Annotated in this window: 29 protein-coding genes and 2 pseudogenes; 22 read left to right on the top strand and 9 right to left on the bottom strand. The window is 59.0% G+C overall.

What is annotated here, in order from left to right:
• Nucleotides 1-7: 7 nt before the first annotated feature.
• The 3 genes from WS61_RS02740 to WS61_RS02730 are packed head-to-tail and all read right to left on the bottom strand — an operon-like array spanning nucleotide 8 to nucleotide 2,994.
• Nucleotides 8-1,087, bottom strand: coding sequence for a helix-turn-helix domain-containing protein (locus tag WS61_RS02740; RefSeq protein WP_218921193.1), 1,080 nt, complete (start codon nucleotides 1,085-1,087; stop codon nucleotides 8-10).
• Nucleotides 1,088-1,092: 5 nt separating this feature from the next.
• Nucleotides 1,093-2,460, bottom strand: a complete 1,368-nt coding sequence (dnaB, locus tag WS61_RS02735; RefSeq protein ID WP_059499135.1) for a replicative DNA helicase — start codon at nucleotides 2,458-2,460, stop codon at nucleotides 1,093-1,095.
• Between the two features lie 27 nt (nucleotides 2,461-2,487).
• Nucleotides 2,488-2,994, bottom strand: a complete 507-nt coding sequence (locus WS61_RS02730; protein ID WP_059499134.1) for a phage regulatory CII family protein — start codon at nucleotides 2,992-2,994, stop codon at nucleotides 2,488-2,490.
• A gap of 89 nt (nucleotides 2,995-3,083) precedes the next feature.
• Here WS61_RS02730 and WS61_RS02725 point away from each other — a divergent pair, with 89 nt between their 5' ends.
• Nucleotides 3,084-3,284, top strand: coding sequence for a hypothetical protein (locus tag WS61_RS02725; protein WP_023477126.1), 201 nt, complete (start codon nucleotides 3,084-3,086; stop codon nucleotides 3,282-3,284).
• A 180-nt stretch (nucleotides 3,285-3,464) separates the two neighbouring features.
• Here the strand turns inward: WS61_RS02725 and WS61_RS32465 are convergent, their stop codons facing one another.
• Nucleotides 3,465-3,704, bottom strand: coding sequence for a YdaS family helix-turn-helix protein (locus WS61_RS32465; protein WP_095211573.1), 240 nt, complete (start codon nucleotides 3,702-3,704; stop codon nucleotides 3,465-3,467).
• 85 nt (nucleotides 3,705-3,789) lie between these two features.
• Between WS61_RS32465 and WS61_RS02720 the strand changes: the two genes are divergently transcribed.
• The 17 genes from WS61_RS02720 to WS61_RS02640 all read left to right on the top strand — a co-directional run bounded on the left by WS61_RS02720 (nucleotide 3,790) and on the right by WS61_RS02640 (nucleotide 12,341).
• Complete coding sequence (locus WS61_RS02720; RefSeq protein ID WP_059499133.1) at nucleotides 3,790-4,194, top strand: hypothetical protein; 405 nt, start codon at nucleotides 3,790-3,792, stop codon at nucleotides 4,192-4,194.
• 450 nt (nucleotides 4,195-4,644) lie between these two features.
• Complete coding sequence (locus tag WS61_RS35530; RefSeq protein ID WP_257126649.1) at nucleotides 4,645-4,773, top strand: hypothetical protein; 129 nt, start codon at nucleotides 4,645-4,647, stop codon at nucleotides 4,771-4,773.
• 8 nt (nucleotides 4,774-4,781) lie between these two features.
• Nucleotides 4,782-5,012, top strand: a complete 231-nt coding sequence (locus tag WS61_RS02710) for a hypothetical protein (protein WP_059499131.1) — start codon at nucleotides 4,782-4,784, stop codon at nucleotides 5,010-5,012.
• Nucleotides 5,009-5,134, top strand: a complete 126-nt coding sequence (locus WS61_RS35525; protein WP_257126648.1) for a hypothetical protein — start codon at nucleotides 5,009-5,011, stop codon at nucleotides 5,132-5,134. Before WS61_RS02710 ends, WS61_RS35525 begins: the two co-directional genes overlap by 4 nt.
• 7 nt (nucleotides 5,135-5,141) lie before the next feature.
• Nucleotides 5,142-5,348, top strand: coding sequence for a hypothetical protein (locus tag WS61_RS02705; protein ID WP_059499130.1), 207 nt, complete (start codon nucleotides 5,142-5,144; stop codon nucleotides 5,346-5,348).
• A gap of 315 nt (nucleotides 5,349-5,663) precedes the next feature.
• On the top strand, nucleotides 5,664-6,212 hold the full coding sequence (locus tag WS61_RS02695) for a PRTRC system protein E (protein WP_059499128.1): 549 nt from the start codon (nucleotides 5,664-5,666) through the stop codon (nucleotides 6,210-6,212).
• A 14-nt stretch (nucleotides 6,213-6,226) separates the two neighbouring features.
• Nucleotides 6,227-6,709 carry a PRTRC system protein C gene (locus WS61_RS32460; RefSeq protein ID WP_095211572.1) on the top strand — a complete coding sequence of 161 codons (483 nt, stop codon included), beginning with the start codon at nucleotides 6,227-6,229 and terminating at the stop codon, nucleotides 6,707-6,709.
• A 23-nt stretch (nucleotides 6,710-6,732) separates the two neighbouring features.
• Complete coding sequence (locus WS61_RS02685) at nucleotides 6,733-6,891, top strand: hypothetical protein (protein ID WP_157692668.1); 159 nt, start codon at nucleotides 6,733-6,735, stop codon at nucleotides 6,889-6,891.
• Complete coding sequence (locus WS61_RS02680) at nucleotides 6,888-7,949, top strand: PRTRC system protein F (RefSeq protein ID WP_059499126.1); 1,062 nt, start codon at nucleotides 6,888-6,890, stop codon at nucleotides 7,947-7,949. The genes WS61_RS02685 and WS61_RS02680 overlap by 4 nt, the downstream gene beginning before the upstream one ends.
• Nucleotides 7,946-8,659, top strand: a complete 714-nt coding sequence (locus WS61_RS02675; RefSeq protein ID WP_059499125.1) for a PRTRC system protein B — start codon at nucleotides 7,946-7,948, stop codon at nucleotides 8,657-8,659. The genes WS61_RS02680 and WS61_RS02675 overlap by 4 nt, the downstream gene beginning before the upstream one ends.
• 5 nt (nucleotides 8,660-8,664) lie before the next feature.
• On the top strand, nucleotides 8,665-9,465 hold the full coding sequence (locus WS61_RS02670; RefSeq protein ID WP_257126644.1) for a PRTRC system protein A: 801 nt from the start codon (nucleotides 8,665-8,667) through the stop codon (nucleotides 9,463-9,465).
• On the top strand, nucleotides 9,462-9,842 hold the full coding sequence (locus WS61_RS02665) for a hypothetical protein (RefSeq protein WP_059499124.1): 381 nt from the start codon (nucleotides 9,462-9,464) through the stop codon (nucleotides 9,840-9,842). The genes WS61_RS02670 and WS61_RS02665 overlap by 4 nt, the downstream gene beginning before the upstream one ends.
• Complete coding sequence (locus WS61_RS02660; protein WP_257126642.1) at nucleotides 9,788-10,603, top strand: PRTRC system ThiF family protein; 816 nt, start codon at nucleotides 9,788-9,790, stop codon at nucleotides 10,601-10,603. The genes WS61_RS02665 and WS61_RS02660 overlap by 55 nt, the downstream gene beginning before the upstream one ends.
• Nucleotides 10,600-11,040 (top strand): hypothetical protein, encoded by a 441-nt coding sequence (locus WS61_RS02655; RefSeq protein ID WP_059499122.1) that lies wholly within the window; start codon nucleotides 10,600-10,602, stop codon nucleotides 11,038-11,040. The genes WS61_RS02660 and WS61_RS02655 overlap by 4 nt, the downstream gene beginning before the upstream one ends.
• Nucleotides 11,041-11,107: 67 nt before the next feature.
• Nucleotides 11,108-11,722: a hypothetical protein gene (locus WS61_RS35385; RefSeq protein ID WP_218921192.1), complete on the top strand. Its 615-nt coding sequence runs from the start codon at nucleotides 11,108-11,110 to the stop codon at nucleotides 11,720-11,722.
• Nucleotides 11,719-12,036, top strand: a complete 318-nt coding sequence (locus tag WS61_RS02645) for a hypothetical protein (RefSeq protein WP_218921191.1) — start codon at nucleotides 11,719-11,721, stop codon at nucleotides 12,034-12,036. Before WS61_RS35385 ends, WS61_RS02645 begins: the two co-directional genes overlap by 4 nt.
• A 5-nt stretch (nucleotides 12,037-12,041) precedes the next feature.
• On the top strand, nucleotides 12,042-12,341 hold the full coding sequence (locus tag WS61_RS02640) for a helix-turn-helix domain-containing protein (protein WP_229290943.1): 300 nt from the start codon (nucleotides 12,042-12,044) through the stop codon (nucleotides 12,339-12,341).
• Here WS61_RS02640 and WS61_RS02635 read toward each other — a convergent pair.
• Complete coding sequence (locus WS61_RS02635; RefSeq protein WP_257126640.1) at nucleotides 12,338-13,456, bottom strand: site-specific integrase; 1,119 nt, start codon at nucleotides 13,454-13,456, stop codon at nucleotides 12,338-12,340. The two genes, WS61_RS02640 and WS61_RS02635, sit on opposite strands and share 4 nt — an antisense overlap.
• A gap of 268 nt (nucleotides 13,457-13,724) precedes the next feature.
• Here WS61_RS02635 and WS61_RS02630 point away from each other — a divergent pair.
• Nucleotides 13,725-14,369 (top strand): annotated as a pseudogene (locus WS61_RS02630) (tyrosine-type recombinase/integrase); the annotation flags it as partial.
• Between the two features lie 163 nt (nucleotides 14,370-14,532).
• On the opposite strand, the gene WS61_RS02625 reads toward WS61_RS02630, so the two are convergent.
• The gene (locus WS61_RS02625; RefSeq protein ID WP_157692667.1) at nucleotides 14,533-15,294 is read right to left on the bottom strand and encodes a hypothetical protein; all 762 of its coding nucleotides are present in this window, start codon (nucleotides 15,292-15,294) and stop codon (nucleotides 14,533-14,535) included.
• Between the two features lie 418 nt (nucleotides 15,295-15,712).
• Between WS61_RS02625 and WS61_RS02620 the strand changes: the two are divergent.
• Nucleotides 15,713-16,626 (top strand): annotated as a pseudogene (locus WS61_RS02620) (IS3 family transposase); the annotation flags it as partial.
• Nucleotides 16,627-16,868: 242 nt separating this feature from the next.
• Complete coding sequence (locus WS61_RS35520) at nucleotides 16,869-17,705, top strand: hypothetical protein (protein ID WP_059499119.1); 837 nt, start codon at nucleotides 16,869-16,871, stop codon at nucleotides 17,703-17,705.
• 32 nt (nucleotides 17,706-17,737) lie between these two features.
• On the opposite strand, the gene WS61_RS02610 is transcribed toward WS61_RS35520, so the two are convergent.
• On the bottom strand, nucleotides 17,738-18,604 hold the full coding sequence (locus tag WS61_RS02610) for a DUF4231 domain-containing protein (RefSeq protein WP_059499118.1): 867 nt from the start codon (nucleotides 18,602-18,604) through the stop codon (nucleotides 17,738-17,740).
• The gene (locus WS61_RS02605) at nucleotides 18,601-19,101 is read right to left on the bottom strand and encodes a TIR domain-containing protein (protein WP_157692666.1); all 501 of its coding nucleotides are present in this window, start codon (nucleotides 19,099-19,101) and stop codon (nucleotides 18,601-18,603) included. Before WS61_RS02605 ends, WS61_RS02610 begins: the two co-directional genes overlap by 4 nt.
• A gap of 256 nt (nucleotides 19,102-19,357) precedes the next feature.
• On the opposite strand from WS61_RS02605, the gene WS61_RS02600 reads away from it, so the two are divergent.
• Nucleotides 19,358-19,933 (top strand): recombinase family protein, encoded by a 576-nt coding sequence (locus WS61_RS02600; RefSeq protein WP_059499265.1) that lies wholly within the window; start codon nucleotides 19,358-19,360, stop codon nucleotides 19,931-19,933.
• A 46-nt stretch (nucleotides 19,934-19,979) separates the two neighbouring features.
• Here WS61_RS02600 and WS61_RS34660 read toward each other — a convergent pair whose 3' ends face one another.
• The gene (locus WS61_RS34660) at nucleotides 19,980-21,032 is read right to left on the bottom strand and encodes a hypothetical protein (RefSeq protein ID WP_157692665.1); all 1,053 of its coding nucleotides are present in this window, start codon (nucleotides 21,030-21,032) and stop codon (nucleotides 19,980-19,982) included.
• Nucleotides 21,033-21,199 lie beyond the last annotated feature (167 nt).

The raw sequence follows: 21,199 nt of genomic DNA, 5'->3' as shown, positions 1-21,199 counted from the left end.
TTCCCCGTTAATCCTCGTAATGGCCGATGTGCTGTCGGCAATAGCCGCGCTGCGACGAGCCGGCACCAATGAGAGTTGTTGCTGGATTCGTGCATCGGCAACCGGCCTCGACGTGCGCGCACTGACGATCGCCAGCACCGGAAGAGGCGTGACTCGCGACAGCGGCCGGCGCCGGCGCAGCAGCCTTCGATTCGATCGCCGCGTTGCGTCTGCGCCGCAATTCCTCCCAGTTCTTTCGCAGGCGTGCCGGCGACGTGATGACCCGCTTCCAAAATTTGTCGCGCAGCGCATAGCCGACGAGCCTCGCCATCGCATCGACCGATCGGCCGTCGTCGCGAATCATCTCCGCGACGTCGGCCGCCCACTCGTCGAGATTCGGCACAGGAAACCCGGGATCGTCAGCACGCAGCCTGTCGAGCATCCACCGAGCGAACGAATAATCTCCGTCACAGGGTTTTTCTCTCTGATCGCCGCTGCCTGTGCTAACCACCGTGGTTTGATAGAGAGAGGGTTTACTCGTATTTCTGTTTACTGGGTAGTTAGTTGGAACGTGGTGCCAGGAACTTCCTACCGGATCGGTGGATTCCGGCCCCTGAACGCCTTCACTGGCACCACATTCCTGCGCCGCAGCGGAGTTACTGGCACCACGTGCCAGTGATTCGCCGGAGTTACTGGCACGTGGTGCCGATTTGCCTACTTTTTGTGTAGTCTCGGCACCACGTTTCGGGCCTGCGACCGCCAGTTCATCCTCGGCTGCAGCAAGATCGAGATCGATCGCGTCACGCTGTTGGAGCGCAACATCTTCCGGGATTGAAAGCCGATAGTGCGCATGCGCCCACTTCCGATCCGGCTGGCGCGAACGCCAACTAGTCAGCCATCCGAACTCTGCAGCGATGCCGAGATGCTTCGTCACCGCGCGAATCGACAGCGTCGCTTTCTCCGCGATGGTTTCGAGTGACGGCCAGCAAGTGCCATCCATCCCATTCGAATATTCCGCCACGACGAACAGCACGAGTTTCGTCGTCGACGGCAGCGCGCTGGACATCATCGCGCGGCGCCAGGAGTAAAAAGGGGAAACGGTTTTCATACAGGTCAGTAACTTGATGTCGGCTCGGCAAAATTCTCGAACCGAGTCGTTGCGTTCTGGAATGCGAGCCGCACGGTGCCGATCGGCCCGTTTCGCTGCTTCGCAATGATGATTTCTGCCGTGCCGCGATCCGCGCTGTCGGGGTTGTAGACCTCATCCCGGTAAATGAAGAGGATCACGTCGGCGTCTTGCTCGATCGCGCCGGATTCCCGCAGATCGGACATGACGGGTCGTTTATTCGGACGGTTTTCGAGACCGCGATTAAGCTGCGACAAGGCGATGATCGGCACATCGAGCTCTTTCGCGATCTGCTTCAGCGCACGCGATATTTCCGCGACCTCGGTAGCGCGCATTTCGGATCCACCGCCGTCGCCCGACATCAGCTGCAGGTAGTCGACGACAATCAGCCCGAGCCTGCCGCATTCGCGATACAAGCGCCGCAACTCGGACTTGAATTTCGACGGGGTGATGGCGGAACTATCGAGAATATGCACGGGCGCGTCGGCCATAAGCTCGACGCCGCGCGTCAGGCGCGGCCAGTCGTCATCCTCGAGGCGACCGGTTCGCAGCCTGTTTTGGCTGATACGGGACGTCGACGCCAGCATGCGCATGGTCAACTGTTCGGTCGGCATTTCCAGCGACAAGACGCCGACGGGCAATCGCGACACGATGGCGACGTGCTCGGCGATATTCATGGCTAGCGAAGTTTTTCCCATCGACGGCCGTCCGCCGACGATTATCAATTCGCCGCCGTGCATACCGTCGAGTCGCGCATCTAAGTCGACAAACCCGGTCGGCGTTCCGGTGATTCCGCCGCGGTCCTCGCGATGGAACAGTTCGTCGATGCGCTCAACCACACGCGTCAACGCTGGCTGCATTGGCTGGAAACTGTCTGCCGCGCGCTGGCCGCGATCGGACAGCCGCAGAAAAGCGGCCTGCGCCGAATCGATAATCTCGGTCGCTTCGCGCCCGTTCGTGTTGTGACATTGATCGATCACGGCGCGGGCAGCACGCACCGCGCCGCGCAGCTGCGAACGCGACCGAACGATGTCCGCATATCGACTCAGGTTCGCCGAGCTCGGCGTCGAATTGACGAGATCGTTGAGGTATCGGAGTGGTTCCGAAACCTTCGCATGGGTTGCGCGCAGCTGCTCGAAAACGGTCAGCACGTCAGCCGGGCGCGAGCTGACGATCAGATGTTGAATTGCAGTGAAGATCGCGCGATGATCGCCGACCGTGAAGTCGTCTGCGGACAGTTCCGCGGCGATCAGGTCGTATGCGCCGTTGTCAAGCATGAGCGCGCCTAGCACCGCCTGCTCGGATTCTACGGACGCAATTACCCCGCGCGCCTCAGCCTCATGGCTGGCGCCCATTGTTTCCCCAAAAGCTTCGGAAGCGCGTTAGCGCGGATTGACGACCAAGGCGCGTGCAGTACACACGGCGACCTCGATTTGACGCTGGCTTTCGCGCGCGGCGCGCTCGATCGCCTCCACCTCATGCCGCTCGATCACGCCGTCTTCAACGGCCCTGTGAATTTCCTCGGCAAACCGGCCGGCGTAGCTGCTGACCACCAGTGCGGCCGACACAAGCGCCGATATGTCCGTGCTGCTTTCGCGCTCGATCGGCGCGCCGGCGACCAGGCCGAATCGCGCATTGAGTGCATGCAGCGCGTCGAGCGCGTGGGGCTGATTTTTTTCCTGCATCCACTCGATCAACATTTCGAACATCTCGCCCGTGATGCGCGCACCTTCGACTTCACGCAACTTGAGCCGCAAAGATTCCCCGGTGATGTGAATCCCGCGTCGCTCGCTCAAATAGCGAGCGGCGTCGCCGACCTTCCCCGGAGTTTTCGAGACCGATTTGTAAAGCACGTCGGTCCATTCGGAATCGCTGTAATGGTGAGCCATTTTTACCCTTGAATTTCACCGTTTTTCATGCTGTTAACCAAACTCCGGATCGAATAACATTCGTTCACTCGATCAACGGAGCCGGATTTATGGATACAAACCACCCCTACGATTTCCGCTGCAATTTCTGCGGGTTCGTGCGCAAAGAGACCATTGAGCGTGCGCTCAACGGCCGCTTAGATCCGCCAGTCTGGTGCCCGGAATGTCGTCGGACGATGGAGCTCGATTACGACGATCTCGAAAAGCAAGCAAAGAAGGCGGGATTGATACCGATCGACGACGGGGAATGACGCGCCCATCCGGGCCGACAACTAAGTCGGGTTCGGCGCCGGCGCGGATTAGTCGACGCATATACGCCTCCTGAAGCCAATCGACCCATCGAAAGTTGTGTCGATACGCGAGTCGCGCAATCGGGCTGCGATGATCGATCAGCAAGCGTCGGAGAAGGGGCCAGCGTGAGCGGGGACGCGTCATGCAGTCTCCTTTTGCCGAGCGAGTTCCGGCCAGATGTCGTGCCAGTCGTTGGGGCGGAGATCGCGGCGAGTTACCTCGCCTGCAGTAACGCGCTCAATGGCGACGCAGCTTTTGATCGGTACAGGTCGCGCACCGGTGCGCCACTGACTCACCACCGACGGCGCAGTGCCAAGACGGCGGGCGAAGTCGGCGGCGGACGGCGCGTCCGCACTCGAGAGGTATGTAGTCAGTTCCATGACGCGAACGATAGCGTAACGCTACCGTCAGGTCAATCGCGTTTCGCGAATTCCCGTCGACATCAATATCGGATGCAATACGAGAATGAAAACGTGCCACGAAATCAGGCGGGAACAACTTCGCGCCCTAATTGAAGAGCTCGGCAGCGTCGGCCGCCTATCAGAACTGATAGGCAAAACGGACACTCAGATACGCCAGTGGGTCAATGCGTCGAAAGACTCGCGCACTGGAAAGCCTCGCGGGATATCGGACGACATTGCCCGCCACATCGAGGAAAAGACCGGAAAGGAAATCGGCTGGCTCGACAACGATCCGGAGATCATTGCTGGCTGGAGCCGACTTTCCGACATGCAGCGCGCCCAGGTGATTGGCTTCGTCAATGGCCTGCTCGTCCAGAGCACGGCCGCCCGCCACTCAACGCCATTTATTGAAGAAGGTGACACGCCGGGAAAGGCTGGCGCCTCCTCGCGCACCCGCAAAGCAAGCTAATCCGGCGCGCCTATCCGGCACGCTAACGCTATCAACCAATCAGCGATCTCCTGCCGGTGCTCCGGCAGCACACGCGCACGGTGACTGATCGCGCCATCCATCCCCACAGTAATCGTCAGGGTCGACACCCGATCCCGGCGAAACCTCCCCGCCACACTCGCCAACGCCAGCCTCGGCGCGGCTTCCGCTGGCTCGTCGGCCCTCACCGAAATCGCCACTTCGCGCTGAATTGCTCTTTTCATTTTCCCCACGCGCACTAAACAGAACAGCCAGAATACTGTATATCCGTACAGTATCAGGCTTCTTAAAAAATTGCACCTTACTTCTATCCTACAGAAATCGTTCGCGTAGGAATTAAAAGAGTTCGCGTTTCGCTATTGCTGTGTCGTTCGCGTTACGCTACCATCCGCCTCACTTAGTCGGCGTCCTACGCCACGGGAGGCGAATTCAATGCACACCCTGAACAAACACTGGTCCCGCGCAGCGCGCGCGGCGGAACGTCGCGACTGGCATCCGCTCGTCGCCCTGTTCGCGCTCTACCTGATCGCCAGCGCGATCGCCCCGGCATTCGGCATTTGAGGTGCGTGATGGACAACACGCCCCGTTCTGCACGCCAACTCGAAACGATGCTGCTCGGCTGCATCAATCGAGCGGCCGAATCCGCTGAAGAGCACTGCAGGCGCGACGACCGACCGCGGCCGCGCGCTTTCGTCGCGAGCCTCTGCGGTGCACTCGAGTCACACGGCTATCTTGCACTCGCCAAGGCTTTCGCTGCCGGCGCCGGCATGGAGCACCTGTACCCGGCGGAGGACGCATGAACAAGCCCATGCCCCTCTGGAAAATCGTGCTGCTCTGGCTCGCGGTCGGCATCGGTTGCGTCGCATGGACGTACAGCGACGAAGCGCGGGCCGCGTCGAGCGAAAGCATCTACAGCGCGTGAGCCGGCCATGCAGAAAGATCACCTGCCAACCCATCTTCTGCGCGTCGAGTGGCAACTGCTGCACATGACCGGCGATTTCGAAACCGCGATCCAGCGCGCCAGCGTGCGGGACGCGCTCGAATCGTCTGCGCGCGCGCGAGAAACGCGCGAACGACGCCGCGCAGCTGCGCGCGTAGACGTGAAGCGCCTGCAGGCCGGCGACGCGGAGGACTGATCGATGCCGCGCTGCCACGTTCGCTGCACGCACTGCGACGCGCGCCGATGCCTGCGGCGCCACCCCGATCGATACACGCGCCTGCCGGCGTGCCGCACGTGCAACCGCCGGAAATATCGCGTCGACCACTGGATGAATCGCCGCAACACGACGCGCATGCGTTGCGACTGCGCCGGTTACTGGTTCCCGCATCGACGCGGCTCCCTATTTTGCCGGCATCGGGCCGACGGCTCGAACCGCTACCCCGGCGATACCGATTTCGCCGATCGCAATTACGACGGCCTCGCGGCCTGACTTCAACTGAGAGGTAATCGCATGTCCCTGTTCACGTCACTGCACGCGCTCGCACAGACAACGAGCATCAACATCCTGATCACGGCGGAAGGACCGGAAAGCCTTCGCGTCAACGTTACGCCGATGCCGAACGGCAAGGGCGAAAAGCAGCGCTGGCCGCTGTCGCTGCTGGCAACGCCCGCCGAACTCGACGCGGAATTCGCCGCTGCGGTCGAGGTGTACGCACCCGGTGCAACGCCGCTGCTCGATCAGGCGCGCGCGTGCGCCGCGGCGAATCAGCCCGATTCCGCAACCGCGTTACCCGCACCGAGCACCGGTGACGCCGCAGGCACACCCGGGAAGCGCGGTCGCGGTCGTCCGCCGAAGGCCGCGAAGGCCGACGACGCCAACAACCCGCCCTCGACTGACGGCGCAAACGCCGGCGCGACAGACCCGCGCCAGATGCGCATCGACGATGCCGGCCAACCGAGTGACGGCGGCGAGACACCGGCTGCAGAAACGCAGGCGCCCGCGGAACGTGCGAGCGCGGCGCAACCTCAATCGACCGACGCCGGCGTCGACCTGTACTGATCGGAGGCGACGACATGCAAATCGAAACGCTCGCTCGCGAATTCTCGTATAACGGCGCCAAGCTCGCCGACCCTGCACCGACGTTCACGCTCCAGCAGATCCGCGACTTCTATTCGCAGACCTATCCCGAGCTGACAAATGCGGAAATCGAGGGACCGGTCATCAAAGGCAACCGCAACGTCTACACGTTCCGTCGCGCCGTCGGCACGAAGGGCAATCACGCCGTGCCGCACAACAGCTACACGCTCAAACTGTCGACCAGCGCCGACGGACGAACCTATGTCACGGGCATCGCGATCGCGAACCCAGTCGACTCCGACGACGCACGCCGGAAGCTCGACGAGATACGCGCAGTCGACTGCATCGTTCCGCACCCCGTGCGCGCCTACCTCGCCGAACTCGACCGATTCAGCACAGCGCACGTGTGCCCGCTGCTCGACGAAGAAGTCGCGTTCATCAATGCGCTGCATGCGCGCTACTGCCCGCAACCGAAATGACGCTCCGCGAACTTCGAAAGCGTTTGCGCACCGACACGCTGAACCAGGGCCAGCGCCTGCCGACTTCGATCGGCAAGTATGACGCGCCTCTCGCGCGCAGCGTCGCGCGCGCAGCCACGACCAACGACGGCACGACCGAACGCCTGCGCCTGCCGTCAACGCTGGTTCCGGTGCTGCCATGATCGCCGCACCGCTCACCCTGCCCCGCATCGCGCCTGACGTGCCGACGCGCTACACGATCGGCGACGACGCCGATTTCATGCGCCGGCTATCGCTGGCGCTGCTTCGCGGCCGACAGCTTAGCGAAGCCGACGCCGCGGCGCTCGACGACTCGTCGACCGAAAGCGATTTGGCGTTAAACGCGATGCCGCGCATCTGGAAAGAAATCACCAGCGATATTGGTACGTTTGACTGGAGCCTCGCGATCTCCGACGCGAACAACATGCCCGACACCGCGCTCGTGCGCATCACGACGGCCGAAGGGGCGGGCAGCGGTCCGATCAGATTCATTGGATCGGGCATTCGACGCCTCGAATCGATTCAACCAGGCCTCGGCCAAACCGTGCTCGCAGTCCTGTACGAGGCTTGCGACCACTATTTGCCGTCCGTATGTACGCCGCGTGAAGCAATGAGCCTGGCCGAATACATGTACTGGCACTGCAACACAGACGAGGTTGCGGCGCTTCCAGAACTTCGCGACATGAATACTGGACCGGGTGACCCGTGGCTCCCCGATCAGGAATTCCTCGACCACATCGACGTTCCACGGCGCGCCGAGTTTTTCGCGAGCGCGCCAGCGTGGGCCATAACGCCCGAGCGCGTACTTGATGCATCCGAGGTGCGTCGGTATTACGACACGAATCTCATCGCATGGGCCGCCATCGACGCGTGCGACGCGATCCACCGGACGATCACCACCGGCGGCCCGTTTGCCCGCGTCGACCTGAAGGATACGAGCGAATACTGCCTTGACTATTCACTGATCCTCGCCTGGGATCAGGGCGACGGCCTCGGACGCATTCTTGACGATTTCTGGCAAGGCGAAATGCAGTGCGGCGACCCTGAATCGTGCGCAGCACTCCACATTTCTACGAATGGCCGCACTCTCGGAACGTGGCTCGATCGCATGCGCAACACCGCGACGCTGGCCAAGGCGGTTTCGAACTTGGTCATGCTGATCTCGACGCCCGATGGATCGGATATCGACGGCGAACCCGTCAAGGTACAGGTGCGTGTATGAGCCGCGTTGATATTTACGGAAACGGCGACGTTTCACTCGACCTGCACTCCGCGCTGCTGATTTACAAGAACGCACTCGAAAGCCAGGTCTACGTCACGAAGCACTCGGCCCGCGTGGTCGACGGCGTGCCGACGCTGATGGCCGGCACACCGATCACGCGTTCGCAATTGGCTGAATTCGTCGCTGCGGCATCGAAGCAGCTAGGGCACGAAGGATTCATTCACGAGCGGGCGATTTTCACCGCCCCCGGCGTCGTGGCCTGGTGGACGCCGGCCGCACAGCGGCAGGTCTGGTTTTCAGCCAGCCCACCGATCGGCGAGCGTTCCGCGGTCACGCACCACCCCGCACTGCTGTTCGTCGCTCGGGGGGAAGCACGCTATGTGTTCGCGCTCGCAGAGAACTGCAGGCCGACTCCTGACACGCAGGTCTATCAAGCACCCTACTTCAATGTGAGCAAGGGCGGCCAGATTTGCACCGGCAACGTCGACATTGCAGCCAACCCAACGCCGGCAGAAATCGAACGATACGAAGCCGATGAATTTTTTCGTAGCCGCTTCACGCACCCGAACGCCACGAAGCTGATCAACGGGGGCAGTGCCGCCGATCTCTGGGTCGAGCTGCTCGATGGTGCCAAATTTCCCACTGAGCGGCTCGTCAGCAGCGAAATGACCGTCGCCGCCGCCATCCAAAAAATCACGCAACGGAGTTAATAGTCATGAGCAAAATCGAAACCATCAAAGCCGAATTCGAAACCGCCACTGGCGCCGTACTCGAGCAGCTCGGCAAGGCGCTGTCGACGTTCACGCGCGCCGTCGCCGACGAAGTCACGGCCGGCCAGCGCCGCGCGCTCGCTGCGCGGGCCGACGACGAAAACATCGCGCTCGACAATGCGCTGTTCGACAGCGCACCGGTGGCCGCCGTGCCACGTCACGCTGAATTCGCGCCGCTGCTCGACGTCGGCCACCGCTTCCTGCTCGCGGCCGAAGGCCTGTTCGTCGAGATTCGCCGCCCGTGGCTGCACCTGATTCAACCGGTCGCGCCGATCGAAGGCGCCAGCCCGCGTCCGCCGTACGGCTCGATCGACGAAAAAATTGAATTCGCGTTCGGGCGCATCAGCGCCGCCGAGCCGCACCTTCGCCGGTTCGCAACCGACGCCGCCGGCGCCGCGCCGAACGAGCATGCCGCATGGATCGTCTGGAACGAGACGAGCAAGGAACTGGTGTACCGCGCAGTCGAAGTGACCAGCGCCACGCCGACCGCGATCACTATCAATCGCCCGACCCTCGCCGACGACGAGAGCCTCGCGTTCGACCTTCATAGCCACGGCGCCGGCCCGGCAGGCTTCAGCGCGACCGACGACGCAGACGATGCCGGCGAAGTGAAGATCGCCGGCGTGATCGGCGGCGTTGGCACGGGCAATCCGAGCGTTGCGTTCCGCCTGTGCGCACTCGGCAAGATGATCACGCTGCGCGTGCCGGTACAGGCATTTTTCCCGTCGACGGAGAAAGCCGCGTGAACCAACTCGACATGCTCGAACTCGCCGCGCGCGCCGCGGGGTGGGAAGCGAAGCGCCACACGGTCCGCGACTGCACCGCGATCCACGTCAGACCGAACGCAACCGCCGCCTGGCGCGCGTTCGATTCGATCGGCTCGCGCGCCGACGCGTTCGAGCTTTCGGCTGCGGCCCGCATCGACGTGACGCACTTCGCTGATTACGTGACCGCGCACGCCGGCGCAGGTGCGTTCCGCCACTTCACGCACGACGACATCGATTCGCGGCATGACATCGGTGCGCAGCAGGTGGAGCGCGAGCGTGCGACGCGCCGCGCGATCACCGAATGCGCCGCGCTGATCGGGCGCGACGTCGGTGCGCCCTGGTGGAGGACGGTATGACCCATCACACGACACCGGCCCGCTTTCTCAGCGATCGGCGCGTTACGGTTGCACTGATCGGTTGCGGCGGCACTGGCTCGCAGATGTTGACGGGGCTCGCGCGCCTCAATCACGCGCTCGTCGAGCTCGGCCATCCCGGCCTGCACGTTACCGCGTTCGACGCCGACACGATCAGTAGCGCGAACGTCGGCCGGCAAATGTTCAGCCCCGCCGACGTCGGCCTGCACAAAAGCGTCGTACTCGTTCACCGGATCAACGCTTTTTTCGGGATCGACTGGTGCGGTCGGCCCGTGCACGCCGGCCCGGACGAGCTTGTGCGCGGCGCGCCCGCCCTCACGATCATGTGCGTGGACAGCGCGGCAGCTCGCGCGAAGCTCGAGCCGTCCCTGCGCGCATCGAATTGCTACGTGATGGACCTCGGCAACCGAGCGAGCGACGCACAGGTGCTGTTTGGCGCGCACAAAAAGGTGACGGGCAACACCAAGACTGCTGCCGGCAGCATGCCGCTGCGCTGGCCCTACGACGTGCTGCCCGAGCTGATCGACACCTCGGTTCCCGAAGACGACACACCGAGTTGTAGCCTCGCCGAAGCGCTCGAGCGGCAGGAGTTGTTCATCAACCAGGCTGTCGTCACGCAGGGGCTCGCGATCCTTTGGGAGTTTTTCCGGCATGCGCGCCTTACGTGGTGCGGCGCGTTCATCAACCTGAAGACAGGACAAGTGCGTCCGGTGCCTGTCGCGAAAGCGGAGAACGCCAAGTGAGCTTCGAATACATCCGCAAGCACTACGGCGTGCCGGCCGAGCGCGGCCGTCAGGTGAAATGCTACGGCGAACGCGGCGTGATCGTGAATGCCGACGGCCACTATCTCTGCGTCGTTATCGACGGAGACAAGACCGAGGAGGAGCGCCTCTATCACCCGACTGACCAGGTCGAGTACGGGGAAATCGTCGACACGCCAGTGTTGCGCGAGTGGCGCTGCCTCGCCCCGTGGCGCGACGAGTTCGAATACGAAGCGTGGTTCACGGTGACCGCCAGCACGCGTAGCAAGGCCAGATACAAGGCATTTCGCGATCTTCTCGACGTCTGCGATATGACCGGGAAGGACATGATCCGCATTCATGTGCGCGCCAGCCCGAGGCTGCAACCGGGCCGCGTCGTATTCGTGCCACCATCCGACGACCCAGACCTGCCGTTCTAGGCCGCCGAAAAAGATACCACCGAGCAACCACGTCGGCCTGCCGTCCTCACTGAGCATTGGAGATTTTATGACCACGCAACAACAAGATTCCAGTTTGTCCGCATCCGAACAACCTGCGCCCATCACTGCGCAAGCCGCGCTCGCAGCAATCGAGACGTTCGAAATCGTCGAAGATAGCAACTGGTCGCGCAAGCCGAATAGTGAGGATCTCTTCGTCCTTCGAGAGTTCATCGCGCACCTGTTCGGCGGCTACACCATCGAGGTACCCGCAACAGCGCAGATCAATGAGCCGAGCCCGAAGGATCGCATCATCGTGAACGGCGACCCGCTCACCCTCTCCGGAGCGCAGCTGCTCGAAGCACTCGACCTCATTGCGCCGGATCGTGATCGCGACCAGCTCGAGACCGAACTGACGTTCCAGCGCGGCGACGGACACTCCGGCAACGGCATGTACTGCTGGCTCACCGAGTGCCCGGGAGAAGGCGCGCTCTTCATCGACGGCTCGACCGCGATCCCGACCGAAGCCGCACACGCGCCGGCAGAAGCTCGGGAGGGGCTGACCGACGCACTTCGCCGTGCGCGCCAGGAACTGTCGATCGTCGAGTGGGAAAACGATCCGCCCAGCCGCGTCGGTAGGCTGCTCGATGAAATCGACGCCCTTCTTAAAGGAGCCGACCAATGATGACGCTCACGCAATACCTGCTCGTCAAGATCGCCGAGGAAGCTTCCGAGGTTGCGCAGATCGCCCTCAAGACTGCTCACTTCGGACTGAGCGAGCGTCATCCGGAGCGCACTGAAACCAATGCCGAGCGCATCTATGCCGAGTTGAACGACCTGAACGCGATGGTGTTGCGCCTGAACGATGTCGCGTTCGGCGAGTTCCACTACGAGCCCGACCACATGGCGATGGCACAGAAGATGGCGAAGGTCGAGCATTACCTCGCCTATTCGCGATCACTCGGGCTCGTTGAAGCAGACACGGGAGCGCCTCAATAATGGACATGAGCGAACTGCAGCAGCTGCTGCCCGAGTTGCGCCGGCTGGTCGCCGCGCTCGAGCAGCCGAAGAAGCTCGATGAAACGCTGTGGAGCACCGAGCAAATCGCGAAGTGGCTCGGCCTGTCGAAATCGACTGTCGAGCTGCGCGTCGTAACCCGCAAGGATTTTCCCGCCGGCATGCGCCCCGTTGAAAGCCAGCAGGCTCAGCGCCGATGGTTCGCGAGTGACGTACTCGAATGGGCGCGCCGCAACCGCGGCACGCTCCCGACGCCGCGGCCAGGTCGGCGCCGGAAGGCGGATTAATCCAGACGTGCCGCCAGCTCGGCGGCCGTCTCGTCGTAGTAGATCATCAGGGATTGAATATCCCTGTGCCCGATCATCTTCGCCAGCGCGAGCACATGGAGCTTGCGCGATAGGCGCGTCGTCGCCTCATGCCGAGAATCGTGAAAATTTAAATCCGCGATCGAGGGACGCTTCTTCGCCAGCGTCGCGCGCGTGCGCCGCCACATCACATCCATGCTGGCCTGCGCGACAGGGAAACACCGAGGCTCCCCCTTCACTTTCGGCAACCGATGGATCAATTCGACGGCTCGCGTCGACAGTGGCACATCTCGAGCATCCCCGTTCTTCGTTTTCGGCAACCGCACGAACCGCTTGTCGAGGTGCACGCTCGGCCACGTCATCGATGCCATCTCGATCTGCCTCATGCCAGTCTCGAGGGCGAGCAGGAAAGCTAGGGCCGTGTACTGCTTGACGTTCTTCGGGGGAACCCCATCCTGCAACCCGAGAGCCGCGGCCATCGCGGCCGCCTCGTCGTCCGACACGCGCCGATCGCGTGACGGCGGATTCTTAGGGCGCTTCACCTCGTGAACCGGGTTCGTGTGAACCCACTTCCATTCCGTGCGCGCAGCCTCAAATACCGCGGACAGTAGGTTCAAGTCTCGGTTGACGGTTGACGGCTTGACCACCTTGAGCCGGGCATCACGCCATGCCGCGATTTGTTCCGGCTTCACGTTGCGGATCAGGTCGCCCACAAACTCCATCTCACCACGGAAGAAATCGAGCCGAGTCTCGTTCCATTCGTGCTTTCCCATCGACGGCGACACCTTCGCTAGATATTCATCGAAACCATCGCCGAGCGTCTTATTGACCTTCGAATATGATCGTCGACGACCCGCGTCGATTTCAGCCTCGAGCGCCGTCGCCCAAGCGATGGCCTCCGCCTTTGTATCGAACGTCCTCGAATCTCGAATACCGGCTTTCGCGACTTCCGCGCGCCACGACGCGCCCCGCTTTCTATAGCTTGCCATCCTGTGCCCTGGCGTAATTTTGGCGTAAAGGATAGCGGAAATTTGATGAATTTTGGGGAACTCTGGAATCGAACCTGTACCCCGCGACTGCCAGCTGATCCCCGTCAATAGTGGCTCTGTGGAAAATTGATGGAGCTTGATAGCTGTTGAAGGAATCACAGCCGATCCCTGTCGGGGGGACCAGTCATGCCCCAAATCTCCCCCGAGATTCACAAGAAACTCCCCGCTCAAGCCCGTCCGGCGAACCTCTAGCTCACATCGTCACCCAAGGTTGCTCAGTGGCAGCGGAGAAAGTGTTGGTATCAGCCGATACCAACAACACAAATACCAACAATGCCTCTCACTGACATACAGGTGCTGAACGCGAAGCCAGCGCGACATCGACGCGCAGACGGTCTTAAAGAAAGGTTCGGGCGTACAGCATATGGCCCGCGTCAAGGAGACAGAGATTCCGCATCTCATACGCGACGTTGACGCCTACCAAGGGGACCCGGTTACCCGGCTCGCGCCCCGCCTGATGGCACTGACCTGCGTGCGGACAACAGAAATGATCCATGCGGAATGATCGGAGTTTAACGAAGCCGCCGCAGAATGGCGCATACCGCCGGAGCGCATGAAGATGCGCGACCCGCACATCGTGCCGCTATCGCGGCAAGCGCTCGACGTGCTAGCCCAGCTCCGTGCGCTCAACGGCCAGCATTGACTCATGCTCTACAGCGTGCAAGGTCGGAGCCATATTTCGAACAACACCATGCTCTATGCGCTCTATCGTATGGGCTACGAGTCGCGCATGACGGCGCACGGCTTTCGCGGGCTGGTGGCTACGGCTCTTCGTGAACTCGGATTCGGTCGGGATGTTGTAGAGCACCAGATGGCACACGCCGAACGCAACCAGGTAACGGCCGCCTACGTCCACGCTAAAGATTTGCCCGAACGCCGGCGAATGATGCAAGCATGGGGGTATCACCTCGACCGCCTTAAGGCCGGAGTCGATGTCATCCCTTTCGCGTCTGCGCGTTAGCGTACCGACGTCGCCATGCACTTCGCACACCTCTCACCACTGCAGACGATGGGAGAGGATACCAATTGCAGTTGCCCGCATATTCCGTGGAGGATTGTCCCTTACAGAGTCGTCGCTATAATTCGCCCTTAGCGTTGGCACCGAAACGCAAGAAACAGCCACATCAATCCGGCAGCACGTCGAGCTTTGCAACACTTAGTGCCAGCCACTTCACGCCGCGCGAGTCGAAGTTGATCTGGGCCCTCAAGTCTTTGCCACGGCCTTCCACTGAAATTACCTTGCCATGCCCAAACTTCGGGTGGAAAACCTTCTGATCAGGTCGGAGCTTTTGTAGCGCATGAGGAATGATCTTTGGATCCACCTGTTCAACGTAGGGGCTGAATGAACTCGAATCGAGGCCGTCTAGACGTTGAACCATAGCTTCCAATGCTTCCAACCTAAGAGCCGTCTCACTTTCCTCTGGAACGACAGATTTAACCGCAACTTTGAAAGTGGTTGGGATCGCGCTAGTTGGGTTCTTAAGTACCTCTTTGATCGCCTTAATGAGGCTAATCCGTAGCTTGTTACCCCAGTCAGGGTGATCTTTGTCGTATCCGAGAACGCGAATTGATCGCAGATCAAAGGGCACGTCATCGATGGACTTCGAGATTAGGATAACGGGCTTAGAAATAGCGTGAGCCAGCCCAAGTTCATAAAAGACATTGGGATTTCGGTCGGTTAGCTCGGCAATGAGCAGCTTTGCCTCTCGAATCCCCTGCCAGATGTCGTCAACGATAGTCGACGGGCGATACAGGCTGTCGCCACGAATCGCGTACAGGCCACACTCTTCTAGTGCCGGCTTTACGATATGAGCGAAGTATGTATCGAACGGCTCCCCGAAAGGAGAAATGACGAAGCTAGTGTCGACGGGAGAGGCAGTAGACATAAAGATGTCGTGGCAAGGGCTAACGTTGGAGGCAGGCGTGTTTTGCAATATGAGATCAACGACCCGACTGTTCATGCGCCGCCATATTAGCAGCCCAGTCCATCATCATTGAGCACTTCTGGCCCTACACGGACAGCTAAGTCGCGCGCATCCAGAATTCCGCGCTGAACCTCGCCCTTATGTCACCGGCTCGACCTTTCCTGAATCTGTGATCCCCTGCCGTTCAGTCTCCGCCAGTAAAACGCCAACGGTCTAGGTATGGGGCAAACGAATGATTTGGCCCTTATTATTATATACCCCCTTCGATTCTTCCATCAGTAGAGAAAAAGCGCGGGTGTCGGTCCCCGCGGACCCTGACCCAAGAAATAGTCCGGTGCAAAAGTAGAGAAATTCGGCATGATGTGTCCAAGCGGACACGAAGGCCATGCTGCAGGACGTACTCGCAAAAAAGCTCTGAAGCCTGCCCGTCGGCGCATGTTGATCGATGAATTGCGTGATCGCTATCGAACCAGCCTGACGAAGACTTGCGCGTTGTTTGGCATGTCTCGTTCGCTGTATCGGTATCAGTCGGTTGCGCGTGATTCGTCGGCGCTGCTCATGCGTATCAAGGAAATCACCGCCACGCGCGTGCACTATGGGTATCGGCGCGTTCACGTGGTCCTGCGACGGGAAGGCTGGCGAGATAACTGCAAGCGCGTCTACAGGCTGTATCGGGCGGAGGGCCTTTCACTGCGGCATAAGCAGCCACGACGTAACAAATCGGCTCGGCTGCGACAGCCCAAGCATATCGTGACCGCGATCAACGAAATCTGGAGCATGGATTTCGTTGCGGATGCACTGTTCGACGGGAGACGTCTACGGACACTGACCGTCGTCGACAACTACACCCGGGAATGCCTAGCCATCGAGGTCGGGCAAAGTCTGAAGGGAGAGCATGTGGTCGAAGCGCTGACGCGTATCACCGCTATGCGCGGACACCCTGCCACGATCAAGGTCGACAATGGCAGCGAATTCATCTCGAAGGCAATGGACCGGTGGGCGTATGAACATGGCGTTGAACTGGATTTCAGCCGGCCGGGCACGCCCACTGACAACACCAAGGTCGAAAGCTTCAACGGGCGCTTCCGTCAGGAATGTCTGAACGCGCATTGGTTCTTGTCATTGGCTGACGCGCAGAGCAAAATCGACGACTGGCGCACGTACTATAACGAGGTTCGTCCCCACTCCGCATTGCAGTGGATGACACCCGCAGAATTCGCCCGTCAGGCAAGGGAATCCGCCTCGCCTGACAACTCAACCAAGCCGGAAATCTCCACTTCCGACCGGGACTAATTCTGGTTCAGGGTCACCAAGCCGGAAATCTCCACTTCCGACCGGAACTAATTCTGGTTCAGGGTCAGCTGCCTCCTAGCTAATGGTCGACGGTCGACGATTCTGCCGGTACTGTACGCCCAAGCGTCGAGAGTGGGCGGGGAACTGCTACGAGGAACTATCGCTGGCAGTCCAAGCCCACATCTTCGCGAACGCGATACAGTTGAAACATTGAACGACAATGAAATCTACAAGGGAATGTGATGTTCAACCTACTGGTGTTCAACGTTGATTGGCTGTCGGAGAGGGTTACTGTCCCACTCGGAAGAATATTCGAGTACACCGAGGATCAAGTTGCCGCGCAATTCAAAGAGGACAACAGCCTTTTGCTAGATCGACTCTATTCCTTACCATGCCTTTTCTGCGAAGAGGGAACGGAGGAAGAAGCTGCATACGTAGGCCAGATTAACCGAGCGCGGATCGCTGGCGGCAATCTGGCACTGGAAATTAGCTTCGACGCGGATGTGCCCTCGATTCAAAATAGCATGATCTATTCGAACCGCACTGAGTTGGACATGCGAGATTTCGAGTTTTCGAGAAACCACTGGGCTATCAAGGACGTCGACCTCTATCGATTTCTGCTCCGGAACATTCGTCCTCGCCGCCAACGGCCGACCGTGTTTCAAATTCCTGAACATGAGAATATCGAGCAAGCTCTCGTCTCTGCAATGATGCCTTTCGACGCAATCTTCAATACCGTCTATGAGAGTATCCTCCTAGCCTCCGAGAACGTCGGATTACGCTGCAGGCGAGCTGACGACATCTGGGAAAACGCAGCAATCATCCAAGACGTGGTATCTCTAATCGATCGATCTCGTATAGTCATCTGCGATTGCACGGGGCGAAATCCAAACGTGTTCTATGAGGCTGGAATCGCACACACGCTGGGGCGAGATGTAATCTTGATAGCACAGACAGACCAAGATATTCCCTTTGACCTTCGGCATCTTCGTTTTATCCGATACCATAACAATGCCGAGGGACGTGCAGCGCTAGCGGAGGCATTGCAACGGAGAATGCAGACGCTACTAGGACACTAAAACCGTCGCATCTGATAAAAGTGCGCCGCCCGCTAATCAGCGTCCCGACGCGCTTGCCATTGCGTGTGCTCACGTGAGAATGCGTTTTCTGCGTCACCTACATATACGGAAAATGCATGCTCTGACGTGCCGTCGGGTAAGGCGATGCGTAGCAGGCCGATTTCGTGTGCGGTCAACGTGTATGACGCGGCCAGCTCTTGGAATCGCTTGGTTTGCAGCCATGCCATCACGGCACCCGCAGCGGCCACAAGAATGTCCGTCGGCCAATAATTTGTTGTTGGATAAGCAACCTTACCCGACGCGAACAGCAAAGCTACAACGTTCAGTCCGATCAGCAGGCCGAACCACCACCTAGAAGATTTCTTGTTTATTTTCGCCTTGTTGGTGTACCAGACATGTTGGTCATTGACTCGCTCAACTTCATATAGACGAACGCGCTCTTGCAACGATAGCGCTCGAACTTCCAGCATTTTTTGCGTTATCTGGGAGCCTGCCGCCATTTGTACCGCGTGTTCAGAAACCCGCCGATTCGAGTTGAATATTTTGGTAAGAGAATCTCTGAAGTGGTCACGATCATCGACATCACTCCGGTTGAACGGCTCGGCCTTCATCATATATCGCCATGAAACGGTCTTCACCGATTCAGCCAGTGCTCTTGTCCCATACCAAATCCGCTGCGGTTGCCTGGCAGCCAGGTAGATCGTCAGCCCGAGCGTAATCACCAGCGGCACAATTTGCAGAAGCGCAAAGCCCCTTGTCTGGACGTTCGCCACGGACAAAATTGCTGCGACGACGATGAAGAACAAATTGCCGCCCAATGCACGAAAGAAATTCTTCTGCGCATCCTTTGAAGCTTTGTCGGCTGCGTTATAGATTGGAGGGAAATCTTCCTCTTTCATAGGCCAAGTGATTTGTAGACTTCCGGTTTCAATACGACATTCTTCCACCCCTGTTGCTTGTGCCATGCAAAGTTGTCGCAAAACACATCGAGGGCTTTTTCTATGGCCTTTGCCTTAAAAGGAACGTGGATCGCGCATACATCTCGCAAGATCGGTGGGCAAAGATCCGCGTCCATCTCTCGCTTGCCGTTTAGGTTCACCGCAACAATCGGGATGCCCATTTCGATGCACGTCTCGATTTCCCACCGCACAAATCGGAACAGGTTCTTGGTCTTCTCGCCAACGATCACGATCGCCTGCTTGGTATTCTCGAGACGCTGTTTTAAAACCCTCTTGACATATGCTTCGCTGGCCGTGCCAGACATCGGCCGCAGATCGTGAGCATCGTAGAAGCTAAACTCCATCCGCTCGTTCTTGTTCCATCCCCGCATAAATGCGTATGCCCACATGTCTTCGTCACCGTCAAAGATGACATAGGTCTTGTTGCGGTATCCCATGATCGCGTCCCCGGGGCTCGTTGTTAGAAAGAGTGTGCCATAAGCGACGGTTGAGGAGCAGGGATTGCGGTTCGAACAATGCCGCTCTGCTGGCCGCGCATCCGGCCGACCGTCCATTGGCTGTCAATCAGGCCGTGTGTCCGAAACCGAACCCTTTCGGACAATAGCTCGAAACCCTGTCCGAAATTAAGCGAACAAACCTTTCGGACATAGGGTATGATTCGTACACCCTTTTCGAACAGGCTGAATGCACAACATGTCCCGAACCTTCGCGTATGCCCGTGTCAGCACAACGGACCAGACGGCGACGAACCAACTCCGCGAGATCGAAGCAGCGGGATTCGCTGTTGACAAACGCCGTGTCATTACAGAATGCATCTCCGGTAGCGTCAGCGCCGATCAGCGGCCAGGGTTCTCTGAGCTGCTGCTCAAGATGGAAGATGGCGATGTGTTGATCGTGACAAAACTCGATCGCCTCGGTCGGAACGCAATGGATGTGCGCGCGACCGTTGAGCTACTGGCGGATCGCGGCATTCGGATTCACTGCCTCGCCCTCGGCGGCGTCGACCTTACCAGTGCAGCCGGTCGGATGACGATGCAGGTACTAAACGCCGTCGCAGAATTCGAGCGAGACCTTCTGATCGAACGAACGCAGGCGGGTATTGCTCGCGCTAAATCCGAAGGTAAGGCGATGGGACGTCCAACTGCGCTATCGCAACAACAACAAGCCGAGGTTCGAAAGCAACTTGGCGAGGGCGCGTCTGTAGCCAGCGTGGCGAGGCAACACGGTACGAGCCGGCAAACCATTATGAGAATACGGGATTCGGCATGACAACTCCAATCGGAACTCATGCCCCTCACCTTCGGCCAATCTGACCTTAGTCTCCAAACGTCCACGAAAAAGGAAATGGCGAGACGCGCTTACAAGTAGTACAGCGGAATGTGTCGGTAAGTATGAGCCGCGCCGCGTTGTGGTGCGTGACTTTGATAGAAGTATCGCAGGTGGCGCATTTCAAAAGTGGCGAGAGTGTCCTTGACATTACATCGACAACAATATCGGAAAGTGGCGAACCCTGAATAAGCCGACCACCATTTATACTTCGAAATTTTAGAGCACGGAAAGTCCCCGCATCCATGGATTGAATTCGCCCGAAGAGTATCGCTATAACGTGCGTCAACAACAATAAAATAATCGGCAATTGAGAATATAGCGAGTCGTAAATATCGTCTTCGTTCGGATTTTTGAATATGAAATTAAAATTCTCAGGGGATGTCTTAATTTCGAGTCGATCGACAGTGACTAGATGAACGGCATGCTGGAACAATCCGTAGAGCCCAAACTCGTTGCGTGAGTCGAAGATCATTGAAACGATGTCATCCGCATCGATAATGTCGGTTAGCTCGGCCATCTCAATTGCAGCTGCGATGAGGTTCTTACGCCGATTTCCGATCATCTTCTGAGTGATACGAGACGAATCACCTGACGTGAACTCAGCATAGAAGTTATCCTCGTCGGCAACCATCCATATGAGATACATCAAACTGTCCAGCAATGGTTTCCGTAGCAAGTTGAATGCAGGAACGAATTTCCGCTTTTCAAAACACCTAAGAGATTCGTAGATGTGATGGCAGCAATCGGAAACCATCGCCATGGTGATAGTGTTTAACGTGACGCGACGACTCTCATCCTCCCGCCCGATCAGTCGAAGAGCAAAAATTGCATCGTGCTTCTCCGCAGCACGCCGAAACCGTCTTTCCTCTGATTTATTTTTAAATTTGAAAGATATTATATGGGCGCGCGCCTTTTCATACTCAACCAGCATGCGCACACATTCATCATGGAGGAAGAAGCAATACTCATGCGCCAACCGCAGTTCCTTCGGAATCCACCGCATCCGCTGTGCCGGAATAAGTTTGCCAGTCGCTGTCATTTTGCGTCGCAACAAAGATTCAATGAGATCGAGTTAAGCAATCGGATTGAATGATAAGCCCAAGACGCATTGCCGGGGGGAGCGGCGCGGGGAGATCCTTTGCGCGCAGCGTTCCAGATGGCGGACAGGTCGCGAGCGATGAAGTGACCATGGGCCCCTCGACCACA

Source organism: Burkholderia sp. ABCPW 11 (assembly GCF_001523445.1).
Classification (GTDB): Bacteria; Pseudomonadota; Gammaproteobacteria; order Burkholderiales; family Burkholderiaceae; genus Burkholderia.
Note: the sequence above shows the minus strand (reverse complement) of the source record. Positions and strands in the feature narration are given on the sequence as shown.

Excerpts from the sequence above, each read along its gene's own strand:
- WS61_RS02725 (WP_023477126.1), top strand. The coding sequence starts at position 3,084 with ATGGATACAAACCACCCCTACGATTTCCGCTGCAATTTCTGCGGGTTC.
- WS61_RS02705 (WP_059499130.1), top strand. The coding sequence starts at position 5,142 with ATGCAGAAAGATCACCTGCCAACCCATCTTCTGCGCGTCGAGTGGCAA.
- WS61_RS02730 (WP_059499134.1), bottom strand. The coding sequence starts at position 2,994 with ATGGCTCACCATTACAGCGATTCCGAATGGACCGACGTGCTTTACAAA.
- WS61_RS02680 (WP_059499126.1), top strand. The coding sequence starts at position 6,888 with ATGATCGCCGCACCGCTCACCCTGCCCCGCATCGCGCCTGACGTGCCG.
- WS61_RS02625 (WP_157692667.1), bottom strand. The coding sequence starts at position 15,294 with ATGTCTACTGCCTCTCCCGTCGACACTAGCTTCGTCATTTCTCCTTTC.
- WS61_RS02640 (WP_229290943.1), top strand. The coding sequence starts at position 12,042 with ATGAGCGAACTGCAGCAGCTGCTGCCCGAGTTGCGCCGGCTGGTCGCC.
- WS61_RS02605 (WP_157692666.1), bottom strand. The coding sequence starts at position 19,101 with ATGGGATACCGCAACAAGACCTATGTCATCTTTGACGGTGACGAAGAC.
- WS61_RS02695 (WP_059499128.1), top strand. The coding sequence starts at position 5,664 with ATGTCCCTGTTCACGTCACTGCACGCGCTCGCACAGACAACGAGCATC.
- dnaB (WP_059499135.1), bottom strand. The coding sequence starts at position 2,460 with ATGGGCGCCAGCCATGAGGCTGAGGCGCGCGGGGTAATTGCGTCCGTA.
- WS61_RS35520 (WP_059499119.1), top strand. The coding sequence starts at position 16,869 with ATGTTCAACCTACTGGTGTTCAACGTTGATTGGCTGTCGGAGAGGGTT.
- WS61_RS02670 (WP_257126644.1), top strand. The coding sequence starts at position 8,665 with ATGAGCAAAATCGAAACCATCAAAGCCGAATTCGAAACCGCCACTGGC.
- WS61_RS32460 (WP_095211572.1), top strand. The coding sequence starts at position 6,227 with ATGCAAATCGAAACGCTCGCTCGCGAATTCTCGTATAACGGCGCCAAG.
- WS61_RS35525 (WP_257126648.1), top strand. The coding sequence starts at position 5,009 with ATGAACAAGCCCATGCCCCTCTGGAAAATCGTGCTGCTCTGGCTCGCG.
- WS61_RS02660 (WP_257126642.1), top strand. The coding sequence starts at position 9,788 with ATGCGCCGCGCTGATCGGGCGCGACGTCGGTGCGCCCTGGTGGAGGAC.
- WS61_RS34660 (WP_157692665.1), bottom strand. The coding sequence starts at position 21,032 with ATGACAGCGACTGGCAAACTTATTCCGGCACAGCGGATGCGGTGGATT.
- WS61_RS02710 (WP_059499131.1), top strand. The coding sequence starts at position 4,782 with ATGGACAACACGCCCCGTTCTGCACGCCAACTCGAAACGATGCTGCTC.
- WS61_RS35530 (WP_257126649.1), top strand. The coding sequence starts at position 4,645 with ATGCACACCCTGAACAAACACTGGTCCCGCGCAGCGCGCGCGGCGGAA.
- WS61_RS02675 (WP_059499125.1), top strand. The coding sequence starts at position 7,946 with ATGAGCCGCGTTGATATTTACGGAAACGGCGACGTTTCACTCGACCTG.
- WS61_RS02740 (WP_218921193.1), bottom strand. The coding sequence starts at position 1,087 with ATGAAAACCGTTTCCCCTTTTTACTCCTGGCGCCGCGCGATGATGTCC.
- WS61_RS02645 (WP_218921191.1), top strand. The coding sequence starts at position 11,719 with ATGATGACGCTCACGCAATACCTGCTCGTCAAGATCGCCGAGGAAGCT.
- WS61_RS02720 (WP_059499133.1), top strand. The coding sequence starts at position 3,790 with ATGAAAACGTGCCACGAAATCAGGCGGGAACAACTTCGCGCCCTAATT.
- WS61_RS35385 (WP_218921192.1), top strand. The coding sequence starts at position 11,108 with ATGACCACGCAACAACAAGATTCCAGTTTGTCCGCATCCGAACAACCT.
- WS61_RS32465 (WP_095211573.1), bottom strand. The coding sequence starts at position 3,704 with ATGGAACTGACTACATACCTCTCGAGTGCGGACGCGCCGTCCGCCGCC.
- WS61_RS02610 (WP_059499118.1), bottom strand. The coding sequence starts at position 18,604 with ATGAAAGAGGAAGATTTCCCTCCAATCTATAACGCAGCCGACAAAGCT.
- WS61_RS02600 (WP_059499265.1), top strand. The coding sequence starts at position 19,358 with ATGTCCCGAACCTTCGCGTATGCCCGTGTCAGCACAACGGACCAGACG.